Raw genomic sequence first — 15,551 nt, 5'->3', positions numbered from 1 at the left:
CATCAAAATCCATACGCACAAAAAAGAAAACCCCGCCTAGGCGGGGTTTTGCAGACTGTTTCCCTGACATCCTTTTCACTCCGCCTTCCTGGCAGAATCCTACGTGTCCCTGTTGTTGCTTTGAGCTTCCTGCTCTACGTCCCTGATAAGTAGATTACCCATGGATCCAATCTGGCGATATGGGCGATTGGCAGTACGCAATGTAAGCAAATGCTTACATTGCCCTGACAAGACTTTAGAAGTGCGCTTCGTCGAGCAGGTAAAGCGATTCGCTGCCGGCCTTCACGGACGCACTCAACGAGTCAATACGTGGCAGCAGACGCGCGAAGTAGAAGCGTGCAGTGCCCAGTTTGCTGACATAGAAGGCTTCTTGCGACTCCTTGCCCAAAGCAGCCTTGGCCATCATTGCCCACATGTAGGCATAGGTCGTGTAGCCAAAAACCTGCAGATACTCGACCGAGGCCGAGCCGATTTCATTCGGATTATTTTGCGAGCGCTCCAGGACCCAGGCCGTCAACTGGTCAAGCGTGTCCAGAGCTGCAGCCAAAGGCTGGGTAAATTCGTCCAGGCTGCTGGATTGCGCGGCGATGAACTGACGAATTTCGTCGGCAAACAAGCGGTAGTAAGCCCCGCGGTTGCCGACGATTTTGCGGGCGACCAGATCCAGCGCCTGAATACCGTTAGTGCCTTCGTAGATTTGCGTGATGCGCACATCACGCACCAGTTGCTCCTGGCCCCATTCCCGAATATAGCCATGCCCGCCAAACACTTGCTGGCCATGCACAGTGGTTTCCAGCCCCAGATCAGTCAAAAAGGCCTTGGCCACAGGCGTCAGCAAAGCCACTTGGGCATCGGCCCGCTCACGCGCCGCCGGGTCTTCGCTGAACTTGGCAATATCCAGCTGGTTGGCAACGTAGGTCGAAAAGGCACGTCCGCCTTCGTTGCAGGCTTTCATGGTCAAAAGCATGCGGCGCACATCTGCATGAACGATGATCGGGTCAGCCACTTTGTCCTTGGCCTGAGCGCCGGTTGCCGCACGCCCTTGCAGGCGGTCGCGGGCGTATTCCACAGCGTTCTGATACGAACGCTCGCCCGAAGCCAGGCCCTGAATGCCGACGCCCAGACGCTCGTAGTTCATCATGGTGAACATCGCCGCCAACCCACGGTTAGGCTCGCCCACCAGATAACCGACGGCTTCGTCGAAGTTCATCACGCAGGTGGCTGAAGCCTGAATCCCCATTTTGTGTTCGATGGAACCACAGGTAACCGGGTTGCGCTCACCCAGGCTGCCATCGGCATGCACCATGAACTTGGGCACCAGAAACAGCGAAATGCCTTTAGGCCCGGCGGGCGCATCGGGAAGTTTGGCCAGAACCAAATGGATAATGTTTTCCGTGAGGTCGTGCTCACCACCGGTGATGAAAATCTTGGTGCCGCTGACTTTGTAGGAACCATCTGCCTGAGGCTCGGCCCTGGTGCGAATAATCCCCAGATCGGTACCGGCATGGGGTTCAGTCAGGCACATGGAGCCCGCCCACACGCCCGAGTACATATTCGGCAGGTAAGTGGCCTTCAATTCTTCGCTGGCGTGAGCGTTGATCGATACGCAGGCTCCGGCCGTCAGCATCGGGTACAAACCGAAAGCCAGGCTGGAGGAGTTGATCATCTCTTCGACCTGGGCCGACACCGACTTGGGCATGCCCATGCCGCCGAACTCCGGGGCGCCGCCCACGCCGACCCAGCCGCCCTCAGCGTAGGTTCTGTAGGCGTCGACGAAACCGGCAGGTGTCGTCACCACGGTGTCCTTCCAGTGGCAGCCTTCTTCGTCGCCGCTGCGACTCAACGGCGCGATGCTTTTGGCGGTGACCTTTCCCGCTTCTTCGAGAATGGCTTCAACAGTTTCAGCATCGACGGTTTCAGCTAATGCAGGCAATTGCGCCCAAAGAGCAGCAACCTCGAAAACTTCATTGAGGACGAAGCGCATATCGCGCAGGGGCGCTTTGTAATCAGCCATGGCAAACCTCGTAATCTGTAAACGTTGAAGCCCGAACGGGCAGTTGAAACCGGAACTCAGTCTAACTTAACGACGATAGCGATACATAGGGTCAAGCTGTGACCAGACACAATACTTAAGTCACGACCTGCAGGAGCGAGCTTGCTCGCGAGCTGTTTGTTTAAAAGCTCGCGAGCAAGCTCGCCCCTGCAACAAGGGGTACGTACAAAATAAAAAAGCCGCGTCCCCTGAGGAGAAGCGGCTTTTGCAGATGACTGGCCGGGGCTTAGTAGCCCAGGTCGAAGTCCTCTTCTTTCATGTCCATCAGGTTGCCTGCACCCGACAGCATGGTGGCAACGTGCGTACGGGTACGCGGCAAGATGCGCTGGAAGTAGAAGCGCGCGGTCTGCAACTTGGCTTTGTAGAACGCTTCTTCGGACGTGCCCGCAGCCAGTTTTTCAGCTGCCAGACGCGCCATGTCGGCCCAGAAATACGCCAGGCATGCATAGCCGGAATACATCAGGTAGTCGACCGAGGCCGCGCCCACTTCTTCACGGTCCTTCATGGCTGCCATACCGACCTTCATGGTCAGCTCACCCCATTCCTTGTTCAGTGCAGCCAGCGGTGTCACGAATTCCTGAACGGCTTCGTTGCCTTCGTTGGTCTGGCAGAACTTGTGCACGATCTTGGTGAAGCCTTTAAGCGCCTCGCCTTGAGTCATCAGCACTTTGCGGCCCAGCAGGTCGAGTGCCTGAATACCGGTGGTGCCTTCGTACAGCATCGAAATGCGGCTGTCGCGAACGTTCTGCTCCATGCCCCACTCAGCGATAAAGCCGTGGCCGCCGTAGATTTGTACACCGTGGTTGGCGGACTCAAAACCGACTTCAGTCATGAACGCCTTGGCGATTGGAGTCATGAAGGCCAGCAATGCATCGGCTTTCTTTTTCTCGTCTTCATCAACGCCATATTTCACGATGTCGACTTGCTTGGCGGTGAAGTAAACCATCGCACGGTTGCCTTCGGCGAATGCCTTCATGGTCAACAGCATACGACGTACGTCCGGGTGGACGATGATCGGGTCAGCGGCCTTTTCAGGCTCTTTAGGCCCGGTCAGCGAACGCATTTGCAGACGGTCGCGAGCGTACTTCAAACCACCCTGGAAACCGATCTCGGCGTGGGACAGCCCCTGCAAAGCGGTGCCCAGACGTGCCGTGTTCATAAAGGTGAACATGCAGTTCAGGCCTTTGTTCGGCGGGCCGATCAGGAAACCTGTAGCGCCGTCGAAGTTCATCACGCAGGTCGCGTTACCGTGGATGCCCATTTTGTGTTCAAGGGAGCCACAGGACACCGCGTTGCGCTCACCGATGCTGCCATCGGCGTTAGCGTGGAACTTGGGCACGATAAACAGCGAAATACCTTTGGTGCCGGCCGGTGCATCCGGCAGGCGGGCCAGAACGATATGGACGATGTTGTCGGCCATGTCATGTTCGCCGGCCGAGATGAAAATCTTGGTCCCCGAAACTTTGTACGAACCATCAGCCTGAGGTTCGGCCTTGGTACGCAACAGACCCAGATCGGTACCGCAGTGCGATTCGGTCAGGCACATGGTGCCGGTCCACTCGCCAGTCACCAGCTTGCTCAGGTAAGTGTTCTGCTGCTCGGGAGTGCCGTGCTCGGAGATGGTGTTCATCGCACCGTGGGACAGGCCCGGGTACATGCCCCACGACCAGTTGGCCGCACCAACCATTTCACTGACTGCCAGACCCAGAGACTCCGGCAGGCCCTGGCCGCCGTGTTCTACGTCGTGAGCCAGGCTAGGCCAGCCACCTTCAACGAATTGTTTGTAGGCTTCTTTAAAGCCGGTAGGCGTTTTAACCCCGGATTCACTCCAGGTGCAGCCTTCGATATCACCCACGCGGTTCAGCGGTGCCAGCACTTGCTCACAAAACTTGGCGCCTTCTTCAAGAATGGCATCAACCATATCTGGAGTAGCGTCCTGGCAAGCCGGCAGGCTCTGATAGTGCGCTTCGTAACCGAGCAGTTCGTCACGAACGAAGCGAATATCACGCAAGGGGGCCTTGTAGTCAGGCATAGCGATAAACCTCTGCTGATGAATCCGGGGATGAACAACCGCGTGGATTTGTTATGGCGGTCAAACAGGTGTTTGAAACATACGTTTACGCCCATTTATTGTCAAGCAGCGCTATGCCGCCGTTCGTCTTGGCATATCAGCAACGCGTTTATATGGGGCCTGTCTCGAACGGTGGGAGCCGGCTTGCCGGCGATTTCATCAGCGCCTGGGCACAGGCACACCCGCCCCCCAGGATCGCTGGCAAGCCAGCGCCCACAAGGGAGCAGTCACATGGGAAACAGGGCTTAGTCCAGCAAATCCAGCTGCAGATGCTCGGCCACCGCTTGTGCCGAGGCGCTCTTGAGCTTTGGCACACGGCCCAGGCAGGGCGCCGGAAGGCGCTCAGCCAGGGTGGCGAGGTTTTCTTCAAGCCGGGAGGTCTTCGGCCCAATGATGTTGGCCACCCAACCGGCCAGTTGCAGACCATCCCGCGCAATCGCCTCGGCCGTCAACAAGGCATGGCTGATGCACCCCAGGCGCACGCCCACCACCAGAATCACCGGCAGATCCAGTGCCTGGGCCAGATCCGACAAACTGTCTTGCCCGGACAGCGGCACGCGCCAGCCTCCGGCGCCTTCAATCAGGGTGAAATCCGCCTGCCGGGCCAAAATCTGGCGCATGGGCAACAACAACGATTTCACCGTCAACACCACACCGACTTCGCGCGCAGCAATGTGCGGAGCGATAGCCGGTTCGAATGCCACGGGGTTGACCTCGTCATAGCTGAGCTGGATCGAACACTCTGCCATCAGCGCCAGCGCGTCGGCGTTACGCAAACCTTGAGGGGTGTTGTCACAGCCCGAAGCCACCGGCTTGCCCGCCGCCGTGCTCAATCCGGCCTCGCGTGCAGCATGCAACAAACCTGCTGCAATCGTGGTTTTACCAACGTCGGTGTCGGTGCCTGTAATGAAGTACGCAGGGCTCATCGCGTTTTCTCCAAAATCCCGTAGACCACCTGATACGTCGCCGGCAATCCAAGAGGCTGACGAAACTGTTCGTAAGCACCCACCAACCCCAGAAGCCGCGCCCTGCCGGTCAACCCTTCAGGGCGGCCGGGGTTGAGGTTATGGGCCCCCAGGGCTTTCAACTCATGGGTCAACTGGCGTACTTGCGGGTAGTGCAGCACATGCGGCTGATTGTGCAAGCCGAGCACATCCAGGGGGCTTTCGGCACACAGCTGTTGATACGTTTCGAACTCACGGAAGCGATTGACGTGGACCTGGCCATCGACCACCCGCCAGCTGTCACGCAACTCCCTCAATGTACCCACGCACAAGCTGGCAAAGGCAAATACTCCTCCGGGCCTGAGCACCCGATGGGCTTCGCTGAGCACGGCATTGAAATCGGCACACCATTGCAGCGCCAGGCTGGAAAAAATCAAATCACAACTGCCCGATTGCAGCGGCAGGCTTTCGGCATCCCCGGCAATAAAGTGATGCGCTCCGCCCTGAGGCCGGGCGAACGCCAGCATGCCCTGGGCGATGTCCAGCGCCAGGCCTTCGCTGTGAACAAAACGCTGGCCCAGCACCCGGCTGAAATAGCCTGTGCCGCTGCCCAGATCCAGCCACCGCTGCGGCTTCAGATCGGCCGGCAAACGGGCGGCCAGTTCATGACCAACTGCGCGCTGCAGCTCAGCAACGCTATCGTAGCTGGCCGCGGCCCGGGAAAACGAAACCGCCACCTGACGCTTGTCCGGCAAGCAATTGGCGGGGGTTGCAAAACCAAGATCAGTCATCACCCGACTCATGTAAAAAAGCCTGGATCGCCGCCGCCAATTCGTGGGGAGCTTCCAGTAAGAAGGCATGACAGGCCTGTTCAATCAGACCCACTTCGACATCAGGTAACAGCGCCAGCATGTCAGTTGCCGCCTGTACCGGCACCAACCCGTCAAGCCCGGCAAACAAATGCAATTGCGGCCCGTTGAACGCCTGCAAGGCACGCCGCGTATCAAGCTTGCCCAGTAACTCCAGGCCTGCAAGCAGGATGTCCGGTTGCGCTTTGGGTGCGCCACTCAACAGCTGGGTGGCCAATGCACGAGGCTCGGCCGAGCCCTGGCTGCACAACAGACAAAAGCGTTTGAGGGTGGTGTTGGGCGCTTCGCGAAAACCACTGAGGAAGGGCTCGAAGGTCGAGGCCGGCATCCCGCTTGGCCAATCGTCACGGCTGACGAAACTCGGGTTGCTGGCCAGAGTCACCAGCCCGCAACAACGATCACCCCGGCGTGCAGCCAGCTCCGTGGCGAGCATCGCGCCCAACGACCAGCCACCCAGCCAGACGTTGTCGGGCAGAGTGGCATCCAGTTCATCGAGCCAGTCTTGCAGGGTCGTCGACGCCAGCACCGGCAGCGGTTCGATTTCAACCCGCAAGTGCTCGTCCAGGCCCCGCAACGCTGCAGCCAGGGGCTCCAGTGGTGAAACCCCCAGGCCCCAGCCGGGCAGCAAAATCAGACGATCACGCATGGTCGGGCTCCAGCTTGCGCCAACAGTCATCGAGTGCATTTAACAATAGCTGCACCTGCGCCTGCGTGTGCGCGGCGGACAGTGTCACGCGCAATCGCGCGCTGCCTGCCGGCACCGTTGGCGGACGAATGGCCGTCACCATCAGCCCGCGCTTGCGCAACATCTGCGACAAACGAATTGCCCGGCCACTGTCGCCAATCATGATCGGCTGGATCGGCGTGAAACTCTCCATCAGCTGCAGGCCAATCTGCTCGGCGCCACGCCGGAACTGGCCAATCAACTGGTTGAGGTGTTCACGGCGCCAATGTTCGGTGCGCAACAGCTCGAGACTTTTCAGCGTGGCACAGGCCAGCGCGGGCGGCTGACTGGTGGTGTAAATATAGGGCCGGGCGAACTGAATCAGACTTTCAATCAGCTCTTCACTGCCGGCCACAAATGCACCGCTGGTGCCGAAAGCCTTACCCAGGGTGCCGACCAGCACCGGCACATCGTCCACACCCAAGCCGAAGTGCTCGACAATCCCGCCGCCATTGGCCCCTAAAGGACCGAAACCGTGGGCATCATCGACCATCAGCCACGCGCCTTTGGCCCTGGCCTGGCGAGTCAGTGCGGGAAGGTCGGCCAAATCACCGTCCATGCTGAACACGCCATCAGTTACCACCAGCGTATTGCCGTTGGCCTTCTCCAGCCGCGCGGCCAGACTGAGTACGTCGTTATGCAGATAACGATTAAAACGCGCACCGCTCAGCAAGCCTGCATCCAGCAGCGAAGCATGATTGAGACGGTCTTCAAGCACCGTATCGCCCTGCCCCGCCAAAGCGGTAACTGCGCCCAGATTGGCCATATAGCCATTGCTGAACAACAGCGCCCGCGGGCGACCGGTGAACTCGGCTAGCGCCTCCTCCAGCTCATGGTGCGGCGCGCTGTGGCCGATCACCAAATGTGATGCCCCGCCGCCCACTCCCCAGCGCGATGCGCCGGCCTGCCAGGCTTCGATGACCTGGGGATGATTGGCCAGACCGAGATAGTCGTTATTGCAAAAAGCCAGTAACGGCTGACCATCGACCACCACCTGCGGCCCTTGCGGGCTCTCAAGCAATGGACGCTGGCGGTATAGATTGTCGGCACGACGCGCGGCCAGACGGGCGTTCAGATCAAAAGACATGCTGGCCTCGAAAACAGATGGCGCACAACCTGCAGGAGCGAGCGGCCCCTGCAGGAGCGGGCTTGCTCGCGAGCCGTTTAAGAGCTCGCTCCTGCAGAGGGTGGGGCTCGGGTTTAAACCGCAGCGTTATAGAACTGTTCGCTGGATTTCTGATCCATCAGCGCGTGCTCAATGGCCGCCTGATGCACTTCATCCGCATGGTCTTCGCGGGCCTCGGGCAGGATGCCAAGGCGGCTGAACAGCTGCATGTCCTTGTCAGCCTGCGGGTTGGCCGTGGTCAGCAATTTGTCACCGTAGAAAATCGAGTTGGCCCCGGCAAAGAATGCCAGCGCCTGCATCTGCTCATTCATCGCTTCACGCCCGGCCGACAGCCGCACGTGACTCTGCGGCATCATGATCCGCGCCACCGCCAGCATGCGGATGAAATCAAACGGGTCGATATCTTCTGCGTTTTCCATTGGCGTACCGGCCACTTTCACCAGCATGTTGATCGGCACCGATTCCGGGTGCTCGGGCAAGTTAGCCAGCTGGATCAGCAGATTGGCCCGGTCATCCAGCGATTCACCCATGCCTAGAATCCCGCCGGAGCAGATTTTCATCCCGCTTTCGCGCACGTAACTCAGGGTTTGCAGACGCTCGCTATAAGTGCGGGTGGTGATGATGCTGGTGTAGAACTCGGGCGAGGTGTCGAGGTTGTGGTTGTAGTAATCGAGCCCGGCGTGAGCCAGTGCGCTGGTTTGCTCCTGGTCCAGCTTGCCCAGGGTCATGCAGGTTTCCAGCCCCAGCGCCTTGACCCCTTTGACCATTTCCAGCACGTAGGGCATGTCCTTGGCCGAAGGATGTTTCCAGGCTGCGCCCATGCAGAAACGGGTAGCTCCGATCGCCTTGGCCCGGGCCGCCTCTTCAAGCACGGCTTGCACCTGCATCAGCTTCTCTTTGGCCAGGCCGGTGTTGTAGTGGCCCGACTGCGGACAATATTTGCAATCTTCCGGGCAAGCCCCGGTCTTGATCGAAAGCAGCGTCGAAACCTGCACCCGATTGGCATCGAAATGTGCGCGGTGAACAGTCTGGGCCTGAAATAGCAGGTCATTGAATGGCTGAACAAACAAGGCGCGAACTTCGGCTAAGGACCAATCATGTCGCAAGTTGGCAAGGGTGCTGGCGCTCATCGGCGTTTCTCTTGATTTATGCTTTGACTTGAACCTGAAGCAAGCGCTTCAGGCACGGCACGGATGCCCGGCATGTTTAAGGATGCGACATGAACTGTCAACCACATTGGATTAGATCGGTTGACATCTGGTTATTTAATAACCACACCTGTTTACTCTGCGATGAAGTTACCGAGAGCGCTTTACCGATCTGCAGCGCCTGTGAACTGGAGCTGCCCTGGCTGGGCGAGAGCTGCCAGCGCTGCGCCTTGCCCTTGCCAATGTCTGGGCTTATCTGCGGTCATTGCCTCAAGCAACCGCCTGCCTTCGAGCAAGTGCATGCAGCTTGGGCGTACGATTTTCCGGTCGACAGCCTCATCGTACGCTTCAAGCACAACAGTAAATGGCCCTATGGCCGACTGTTGGCCGAACTTCTCGGCCAATGCCTGCTTGATCGCTTCAACTGCGGCCAGGAGCGACCCGACTTTTTGCTGCCGGTACCGCTGTCCGTTCAGCGTCTGCGCCAACGTGGCTATAACCAGGCGGCAATGCTCTGTCACTGGCTCAGTGCGCAATTGAGTATCCCGAGGTGCGAGCACTGGCTGCTGCGCACCCGGGACACCCCTGCGCAACAGGCGCTGGGCGCCAAAATCCGCAAGCGCAATCTGCTGCAAGCCTTTGCCCTGGCACCGGGGACGCAGGTCAAGGGGCTGCATCTGGCCTTGGTCGATGACGTACTGACCACCGGGGCCACTGCACAAAGTCTGGCTCGTCTGCTGCTCAACGCCGGGGCACGGAGGGTCGACGTGTACTGCCTGGCCCGTACCCCGAAACCTGAAGGCGCACCTTGACGGCCCCCGGGTCTAGCAGGCACTTTGCGCGGCTCGACCCGTCTAGCGAATCCGCCGTCATGCACCTGCCCACCCTGCTTGCACAACACATGGTCCGCCGCCCGCAGCGAATTGCGCTGTTACAGCACATTGCCGAACAGGGCTCGATCACTGCTGCGGCCAAAAGCGCGGGCATCAGCTACAAGGCTGCGTGGGACGCCATCGATGAACTGAACAACCTGGCGCAAACGGCGCTGGTGCAACGCAGTGTTGGCGGCAAAGGCGGAGGCGGCGCGCGACTGTCCGACGCCGGTGAGCGGGTGCTGCGCCTTTACCAGCGCCTGCAGATATTGCAGAGCCAGGTGCTGGACGCCGCCGAAGATGCCGAAGACCTCGACCTGCTGGGCCGCCTGATGCTCAGAACCAGCGCCCGCAACCAGTTGCGCGGCAGCGTGATCGCCATCGCCAGTCATGGCCATAACGACATGATTGAGCTCGAACTGTCGGGCGGCCTGACGTTGCACGCGCAAATCACCCGCGACAGTACCCTGCGCCTGGAGCTGGCTGTGGGCAGCCCGGTGGTGGCCCTGATCAAGGCCGGCTGGCTGCAAGTGATCGATGCCAGTCAGACACCGACCCCTGAGCACAATCATCTGCAGGGGCAGATTGAGCAGATCCTCCACGCCGAAGACGGCCCCAGCGAAGTGCGCTTCAGCCTCTCCGGCGGCCAGGTTTTGTGCGCCCTGAGCGAACCGCAACACCTCGAAATACTGGGGCTCAAGGCGGGCAGCGCGACGCAGGTGCAGTTTTCGCCGTCGCTGGTGTTGCTGGGCACCCCTGTGTAAAGGTCAGGACTGCGGTTTGAAACATTGCTGTCATGCCCGCTGCTTATGGTGACTGCCAAAACCGTCTGCGAGCCGAGCCTGTCATGACCCTGTTAAAAGAAGATCAACTCACTGACCTTGAGCAAATCATCGGCCTTAGCCGGCGTAGCTTTATCGGTGCCGGCGCCTTGTGCGGTGCAGCCATGTTTTTGGGCGGCGGCCTGCTGAGCCGTAGCGCCATGGCGACCGGCATCAGCGCCGCCTCCAGCCAATTGCTGGGTTTTGACAGTATCAAGGCGGCCACCACTGACAGCATCAGCCTGCCACCCGGCTATCGCTCCAGCGTACTGATCAGCTGGGGCCAGCCACTGCACGCTGCAGGCCCGGCGTTCGACCCCAGCGGTAACGGTTCGGCCAAGGCCCAGGAAGTGCAATTCGGCGACAACAATGACGGCATGAGCCTGTTTGCCTTCCCCGATGACCCGAACCGTGCGCTGATGGCCATCAACAACGAATACACCAACTATCGCTACCTGTACCCCCATGGCGGTATGCCCGCCTCACTTGAAGACGTGCGAAAAGCCCAGGCCAGCGAAGGGGTATCGGTCATCGAAATCCGTCGTACCGGCAACGGCTGGCAGTTCGCCCAGGGCTCGCCGTTCAACCGTCGCGTACATGGCAATACACCGATCCGTCTGGGCGGGCCGGCGGCCGGTCATGCCTTGTTGCGCACCGGGGCCGACCACAGCGGCACCCTTGCCCTGGGCACCTTTCAGAACTGCGCCAATGGCAAAACCCCGTGGGGCACCTACCTGACCTGTGAAGAGAACTTCACCGACTGCTTTGGCAGCTCCGATCCAAAACAAAGCTTCGACGCCGCGCAAAAACGTTATGGCGCAGTGGCCGCCAGCAAAGAAATCAACTGGCACCCCCATGACCCGCGCTTCGACCTGGCGGTCAATCCCAACGAGCTCAATCGCCACGGCTGGGTGGTCGAAATTGACCCGTTCGACCCGCACTCCATGCCCGTCAAACGCACTGCGCTGGGCCGCTTCAAGCACGAGAACGCAGCCCTGGCCGAAACCACAGACGGCCGAGCGGTGGTCTACATGGGCGACGACGAACGCGGCGAATTTATCTACCGGTTCATCAGCCGCGACCGGATCGACCATAAAGACCCCAAGGCCAATCGCGACCTGCTGGACCACGGCACCCTGTACGTTGCCCGTTTTGACGACGGCGACAAAAACCCCGACCTGCCAAGGGGGCAGGGGCAGTGGGTGGAATTGAGCCATGGCAAAAACGGGGTCGATACGGCCAGCGGTTTCGCCAACCAGGGCGACGTACTGATTCATGCACGCCTGGCTGGCAGCGTGGTAAATGCCACACGCATGGATCGCCCGGAATGGATCGTGGTCAGCCCCAAGGACGGCCAGGTCTATTGCACCCTGACCAACAACGCCAAACGCGGCGAAGACGGGCAACCGGTCGGAGGCCCCAACCCCCGGGAGAAGAATGTGTACGGGCAGATCCTGCGCTGGAAAGCCCACAACGGCGATCACGGCGCCGACACCTTCGACTGGGACCTGTTTGTGGTCGCCGGCAACCCGGTGGTGCATGCCGGTCAGCCCAAAGCCGGCTCGTCCAATATCACTGCGCAAAACATGTTCAACAGCCCCGATGGCCTGGGCTTTGATGACGCCGGACGCCTGTGGATCCTGACCGACGGCGATGCCAGCAACGCCGCAGACTTTGCCGGCATGGGCAATAACCAGATGCTCTGCGCCGATCCGGTCAGCGGCGAAATCCGCCGCTTCATGGTCGGCCCGGTTGGCTGCGAGGTAACAGGCATCAGCTTCTCCCCTGACCAGAAGACGCTGTTTGTCGGCATCCAGCATCCCGGTGAAAACGGTGGCTCCACCTTCCCCGAGCACCTGCCCGACGGTAAACCGCGCTCCTCGGTCATGGCCATCAGCCGCGAAGACGGCGGCATCGTCGGCGCCTGATGCAACGCCGGCTCTATTGTGAGAGTCGGCTTGCCGGCGAAAGCATCACCGCACAACCCCAGACCCGGCGTTGTGCCTGAATCGCTGGCAAGCCAGCTCCCTCACGCCTGCCCATTAGCCAGCTCCCACAAAGAGGCCCATTGGCCGCCAGCCACAAGGTTTAGTGCCAGATCGTTCCCGGTCTGCGCTAACATGCATGGCCGGACGCGGCAGCCTGCTGCGCGCAGGAGTCAGCATGTCTCATCCGTTTGCAACACTTACCCCTGATCTGGTGCTCGACGCCGTCGAAAGCATCGGTTTCCTGAGCGATGCCCGCGTGCTTGCGCTCAACAGCTACGAAAATCGCGTGTACCAGGTCGGCATCGAAGACTCGGAACCGCTGATCGCCAAATTCTACCGACCGCAACGCTGGACCAACGAAGCCATCCTCGAAGAGCACCGCTTTACCTTCGAGCTCGCCGACTGTGATGTCCCGGTGGTCGCGCCGATGATCCACAACGGCCAGAGCCTGTTCGAACACGCCGGCTTTCGCTTCACCCTGTTTCCACGCCGGGGCGGCCGTGCGCCGGAGCCCGGCAATCTCGACCAGCTGTACCGTCTGGGGCAACTGCTCGGGCGCCTGCATGCCGTAGGCGCGACCAAGCCGTTTGAACACCGCGAAGCGCTGGGCGTGAAGAACTTTGGCCACGACTCGCTCACCACCCTGCTCGAAGGCAACTTCATTCCGCGCAGCCTGCTACCGGCCTACGAGTCGGTGGCCCGTGACCTGCTCAAGCGCGTCGAAGATGTGTACGCCGCCACCCCGCACACCAACATCCGCATGCACGGCGATTGCCACCCCGGCAACATGATGTGCCGCGATGAGGTGTTCCATATCGTCGACCTCGACGACTGTCGCATGGGCCCTGCGGTGCAGGACCTGTGGATGATGCTGGCCGGTGATCGTCAGGAGTGCCTGGGCCAGCTGTCAGAACTGATGGACGGCTACAGCGAGTTCCATGACTTCAACCCGCGCGAACTGGCGCTGATCGAACCGCTGCGGGCCTTGCGCCTGATGCACTACAGCGCGTGGCTGGCACGCCGCTGGGACGACCCGGCGTTCCCCCACAGCTTTCCGTGGTTTGGCACCGAGCGCTACTGGGGCGACCAAGTGCTGGCCTTGCGCGAACAACTGTCGGCACTCAATGAAGAACCGCTGAAGCTGTTCTGACCCGCCCCCGACTTTTGTAGGAGCGAGCTTGTTCTGTAGGAGCGAGCTTGCTCGCGAGCTTTTACCCGAAAACGAACAGCTCGCCCCTACAAAAACTTTGCTCGCACTCTGTAAAACCTGCTTACACTCTTGGGCTGTTCCGTATCAGTTAGTTGCCTAAGCAAGGATTCTGCATGCAAGCCGCCAACCCGCGTCGCGGGTACATTTTAGGCCTTAGCGCCTATATCATCTGGGGCATCTTCCCGCTCTACTTCAAACTACTCGCCAGCGTCCCCGCGGCCGAGATCATCGTGAACCGGGTGCTCTGGTCTGCGCTGTTTGGCTCGCTGTTGCTGCTGGTATGGAAGCATCCGGGCTGGTGGCAAGAGCTGCGCGACAACCCCAAACGCCTCGGTGTACTGGCCATCAGCGGGCTGTTGATCGCGGCCAACTGGCTGACCTACGTGTGGGCGGTCAATAACGACCGCATGCTGGAAGCCAGCCTCGGTTACTACATCAACCCCTTGGTCAACGTATTGCTCGGCCTGTTGCTGCTGGGCGAGCGCCTGCGCCGCCTGCAATGGATGGCCGTAGGGCTTGCCGCCCTCGGGGTTGCACAACAGGTGTGGCAAGTCGGCAGCCTGCCGTGGGTGTCACTGGTGCTGGCACTGAGCTTTGGCTTTTACGGGTTGATCCGCAAGCAGGCGCCGGTCAAGGCGCTGCCGGGGCTGGTGGTCGAAACCTGGATTCTGGTGCCTATCGCCATTGGCTGGCTGCTTATGCACCCCGAGGCCAACAGTGCCCATGCCGAGTTCTGGAGCACTAAAGAAGCCTGGTTACTGGTAGCTGCAGGCCCGGCAACCCTGATCCCTTTGGTGAGTTTCAACGCCGCGGCACGGCACTTGCCCTACACCACCCTGGGCTTTATGCAGTACATCGCACCGACACTGGTATTGATTCTGGCGGTCTCGGTATTTGGCGAGCATTTGTCCGAAGCCACACTCATGGCCTTTATGTTTATCTGGGCGGGTCTGGCGGTCTATACCCTCGATGCAGTGCTGACCCTTCGCCGGGGTTAGGGGGGCACAATGCGGCCGGGAAACTGAATGAGAAAGGCCCCTAGTCCTCGGGGCGCAACTCAAGCTCGACCATCAATTCGTCGGCCAGGGTTTCCAGGCGCGCCTGCAACACCTCCAGCGAGAGCGTCAGCGGTACCGCCAGAATGGCTTCGGCATGAAACAGCGGCTCGTTGCTCATGGGCGCGGGCCGCACATCCGTCACCAGACGCTCCAGATTAACGCCCTGCTCCGTCAGCACCCGGGTAATGTCGCGCACGATACCCGGGCGGTCATTGCCCACCAGATCCATGGCAATCGGCTTCCAGGTGCACGACTGCTCGATCCCGCTTTCGGCAATCAGCACCCGAATCCCGTCCGGGGCCAGACCATGCAGCGCAGCGATCAACTCATCATGGGCTTCGGCAGGTACGCCCACGCGCAGGATCCCGGCGAATTGCCCGGCCATGCGCGACATCCGGCTTTCCAGCCAATTGCCGCCATGCTCGGCGATACACTGGGCAATGCGCTCAACCTGCCCTGCCTTGTCCGGGGCAAAGACGGTAATCACAAGATGGTTCATGGCGGGGACTCTCTTATTAGGGGTCGGATGAGTATAGGCAAGACCACAACTGCCACTTCGGCTCCCACAAAAACATCCCCGAACAACAAATTGTGTACTGTTTTTAGAATTATCTGGAACAACCCGTACATTTCTTGAGAACATCCTGTTCTTCTGTGTGACCGATAG

13 protein-coding genes are annotated in these 15,551 nt (G+C 60.0%); 5 read left to right on the top strand and 8 right to left on the bottom strand.

What is annotated here, in order from left to right; genetic code table 11:
- Positions 1 to 235: 235 nt before the first annotated feature.
- The 7 genes from AOC04_RS22245 to bioB all read right to left on the bottom strand — a co-directional run bounded on the left by AOC04_RS22245 (position 236) and on the right by bioB (position 8,917).
- Complete coding sequence (locus AOC04_RS22245; RefSeq protein ID WP_060696694.1) at positions 236 to 2,014, bottom strand: acyl-CoA dehydrogenase C-terminal domain-containing protein; 1,779 nt, start codon at positions 2,012 to 2,014, stop codon at positions 236 to 238.
- Positions 2,015 to 2,279: 265 nt separating this feature from the next.
- Entirely contained in the window at positions 2,280 to 4,085 is a 1,806-nt protein-coding gene (locus AOC04_RS22240) for a phenylacyl-CoA dehydrogenase (protein ID WP_060696693.1), read from the bottom strand.
- Positions 4,086 to 4,369: 284 nt separating this feature from the next.
- Complete coding sequence (gene bioD, locus AOC04_RS22235; protein ID WP_060696692.1) at positions 4,370 to 5,050, bottom strand: dethiobiotin synthase; 681 nt, start codon at positions 5,048 to 5,050, stop codon at positions 4,370 to 4,372.
- Entirely contained in the window at positions 5,047 to 5,859 is an 813-nt protein-coding gene (bioC, locus tag AOC04_RS22230) for a malonyl-ACP O-methyltransferase BioC (protein ID WP_060696691.1), read from the bottom strand. Before bioC ends, bioD begins: the two co-directional genes overlap by 4 nt.
- The gene (locus AOC04_RS22225) at positions 5,852 to 6,583 is read right to left on the bottom strand and encodes an alpha/beta fold hydrolase (protein ID WP_060696690.1); all 732 of its coding nucleotides are present in this window, start codon (positions 6,581 to 6,583) and stop codon (positions 5,852 to 5,854) included. Before AOC04_RS22225 ends, bioC begins: the two co-directional genes overlap by 8 nt.
- On the bottom strand, positions 6,576 to 7,748 hold the full coding sequence (gene bioF / locus AOC04_RS22220; RefSeq protein WP_060696689.1) for an 8-amino-7-oxononanoate synthase: 1,173 nt from the start codon (positions 7,746 to 7,748) through the stop codon (positions 6,576 to 6,578). The genes AOC04_RS22225 and bioF overlap by 8 nt, the downstream gene beginning before the upstream one ends.
- Positions 7,749 to 7,861: 113 nt before the next feature.
- The gene (gene bioB / locus AOC04_RS22215; protein WP_060696688.1) at positions 7,862 to 8,917 is read right to left on the bottom strand and encodes a biotin synthase BioB; all 1,056 of its coding nucleotides are present in this window, start codon (positions 8,915 to 8,917) and stop codon (positions 7,862 to 7,864) included.
- Positions 8,918 to 9,006: 89 nt separating this feature from the next.
- Between bioB and AOC04_RS22210 the strand changes: the two genes are divergently transcribed.
- From AOC04_RS22210 to rarD, 5 genes are all read left to right on the top strand, one after another.
- Positions 9,007 to 9,747 (top strand): ComF family protein, encoded by a 741-nt coding sequence (locus AOC04_RS22210; protein WP_060696687.1) that lies wholly within the window; start codon positions 9,007 to 9,009, stop codon positions 9,745 to 9,747.
- A gap of 59 nt (positions 9,748 to 9,806) precedes the next feature.
- Positions 9,807 to 10,571, top strand: a complete 765-nt coding sequence (locus AOC04_RS22205; protein ID WP_060696686.1) for a TOBE domain-containing protein — start codon at positions 9,807 to 9,809, stop codon at positions 10,569 to 10,571.
- An 83-nt stretch (positions 10,572 to 10,654) separates the two neighbouring features.
- Entirely contained in the window at positions 10,655 to 12,556 is a 1,902-nt protein-coding gene (locus AOC04_RS22200) for a PhoX family protein (protein WP_060697009.1), read from the top strand.
- Positions 12,557 to 12,791: 235 nt separating this feature from the next.
- Positions 12,792 to 13,766, top strand: coding sequence for a serine/threonine protein kinase (locus AOC04_RS22195; protein WP_060696685.1), 975 nt, complete (start codon positions 12,792 to 12,794; stop codon positions 13,764 to 13,766).
- 173 nt (positions 13,767 to 13,939) lie between these two features.
- On the top strand, positions 13,940 to 14,824 hold the full coding sequence (gene rarD / locus AOC04_RS22190) for an EamA family transporter RarD (protein WP_060696684.1): 885 nt from the start codon (positions 13,940 to 13,942) through the stop codon (positions 14,822 to 14,824).
- Positions 14,825 to 14,864: 40 nt separating this feature from the next.
- Here the strand turns inward: rarD and AOC04_RS22185 are convergent, their stop codons facing one another.
- Positions 14,865 to 15,383 carry a glycine cleavage system transcriptional repressor gene (locus AOC04_RS22185; RefSeq protein WP_060696683.1) on the bottom strand — a complete coding sequence of 173 codons (519 nt, stop codon included), beginning with the start codon at positions 15,381 to 15,383 and terminating at the stop codon, positions 14,865 to 14,867.
- Between the last annotated feature and the right edge of the window lie 168 nt (positions 15,384 to 15,551).

The organism is Pseudomonas versuta (genome assembly GCF_001294575.1).
Lineage (GTDB): Bacteria > Pseudomonadota > Gammaproteobacteria > Pseudomonadales > Pseudomonadaceae > Aquipseudomonas > Aquipseudomonas versuta.
The sequence above is the reverse complement of the archived record's forward strand: the minus strand, read 5'-3'. Positions and strand labels throughout refer to the sequence as shown.

Excerpts from the sequence above, each read along its gene's own strand:
- AOC04_RS22245 (WP_060696694.1), bottom strand. The coding sequence starts at position 2,014 with ATGGCTGATTACAAAGCGCCCCTGCGCGATATGCGCTTCGTCCTCAAT.
- AOC04_RS22240 (WP_060696693.1), bottom strand. The coding sequence starts at position 4,085 with ATGCCTGACTACAAGGCCCCCTTGCGTGATATTCGCTTCGTTCGTGAC.
- bioD (WP_060696692.1), bottom strand. The coding sequence starts at position 5,050 with ATGAGCCCTGCGTACTTCATTACAGGCACCGACACCGACGTTGGTAAA.
- bioC (WP_060696691.1), bottom strand. The coding sequence starts at position 5,859 with ATGACTGATCTTGGTTTTGCAACCCCCGCCAATTGCTTGCCGGACAAG.
- AOC04_RS22225 (WP_060696690.1), bottom strand. The coding sequence starts at position 6,583 with ATGCGTGATCGTCTGATTTTGCTGCCCGGCTGGGGCCTGGGGGTTTCA.
- bioF (WP_060696689.1), bottom strand. The coding sequence starts at position 7,748 with ATGTCTTTTGATCTGAACGCCCGTCTGGCCGCGCGTCGTGCCGACAAT.
- bioB (WP_060696688.1), bottom strand. The coding sequence starts at position 8,917 with ATGAGCGCCAGCACCCTTGCCAACTTGCGACATGATTGGTCCTTAGCC.
- AOC04_RS22210 (WP_060696687.1), top strand. The coding sequence starts at position 9,007 with ATGAACTGTCAACCACATTGGATTAGATCGGTTGACATCTGGTTATTT.
- AOC04_RS22205 (WP_060696686.1), top strand. The coding sequence starts at position 9,807 with ATGCACCTGCCCACCCTGCTTGCACAACACATGGTCCGCCGCCCGCAG.
- AOC04_RS22200 (WP_060697009.1), top strand. The coding sequence starts at position 10,655 with ATGACCCTGTTAAAAGAAGATCAACTCACTGACCTTGAGCAAATCATC.
- AOC04_RS22195 (WP_060696685.1), top strand. The coding sequence starts at position 12,792 with ATGTCTCATCCGTTTGCAACACTTACCCCTGATCTGGTGCTCGACGCC.
- rarD (WP_060696684.1), top strand. The coding sequence starts at position 13,940 with ATGCAAGCCGCCAACCCGCGTCGCGGGTACATTTTAGGCCTTAGCGCC.
- AOC04_RS22185 (WP_060696683.1), bottom strand. The coding sequence starts at position 15,383 with ATGAACCATCTTGTGATTACCGTCTTTGCCCCGGACAAGGCAGGGCAG.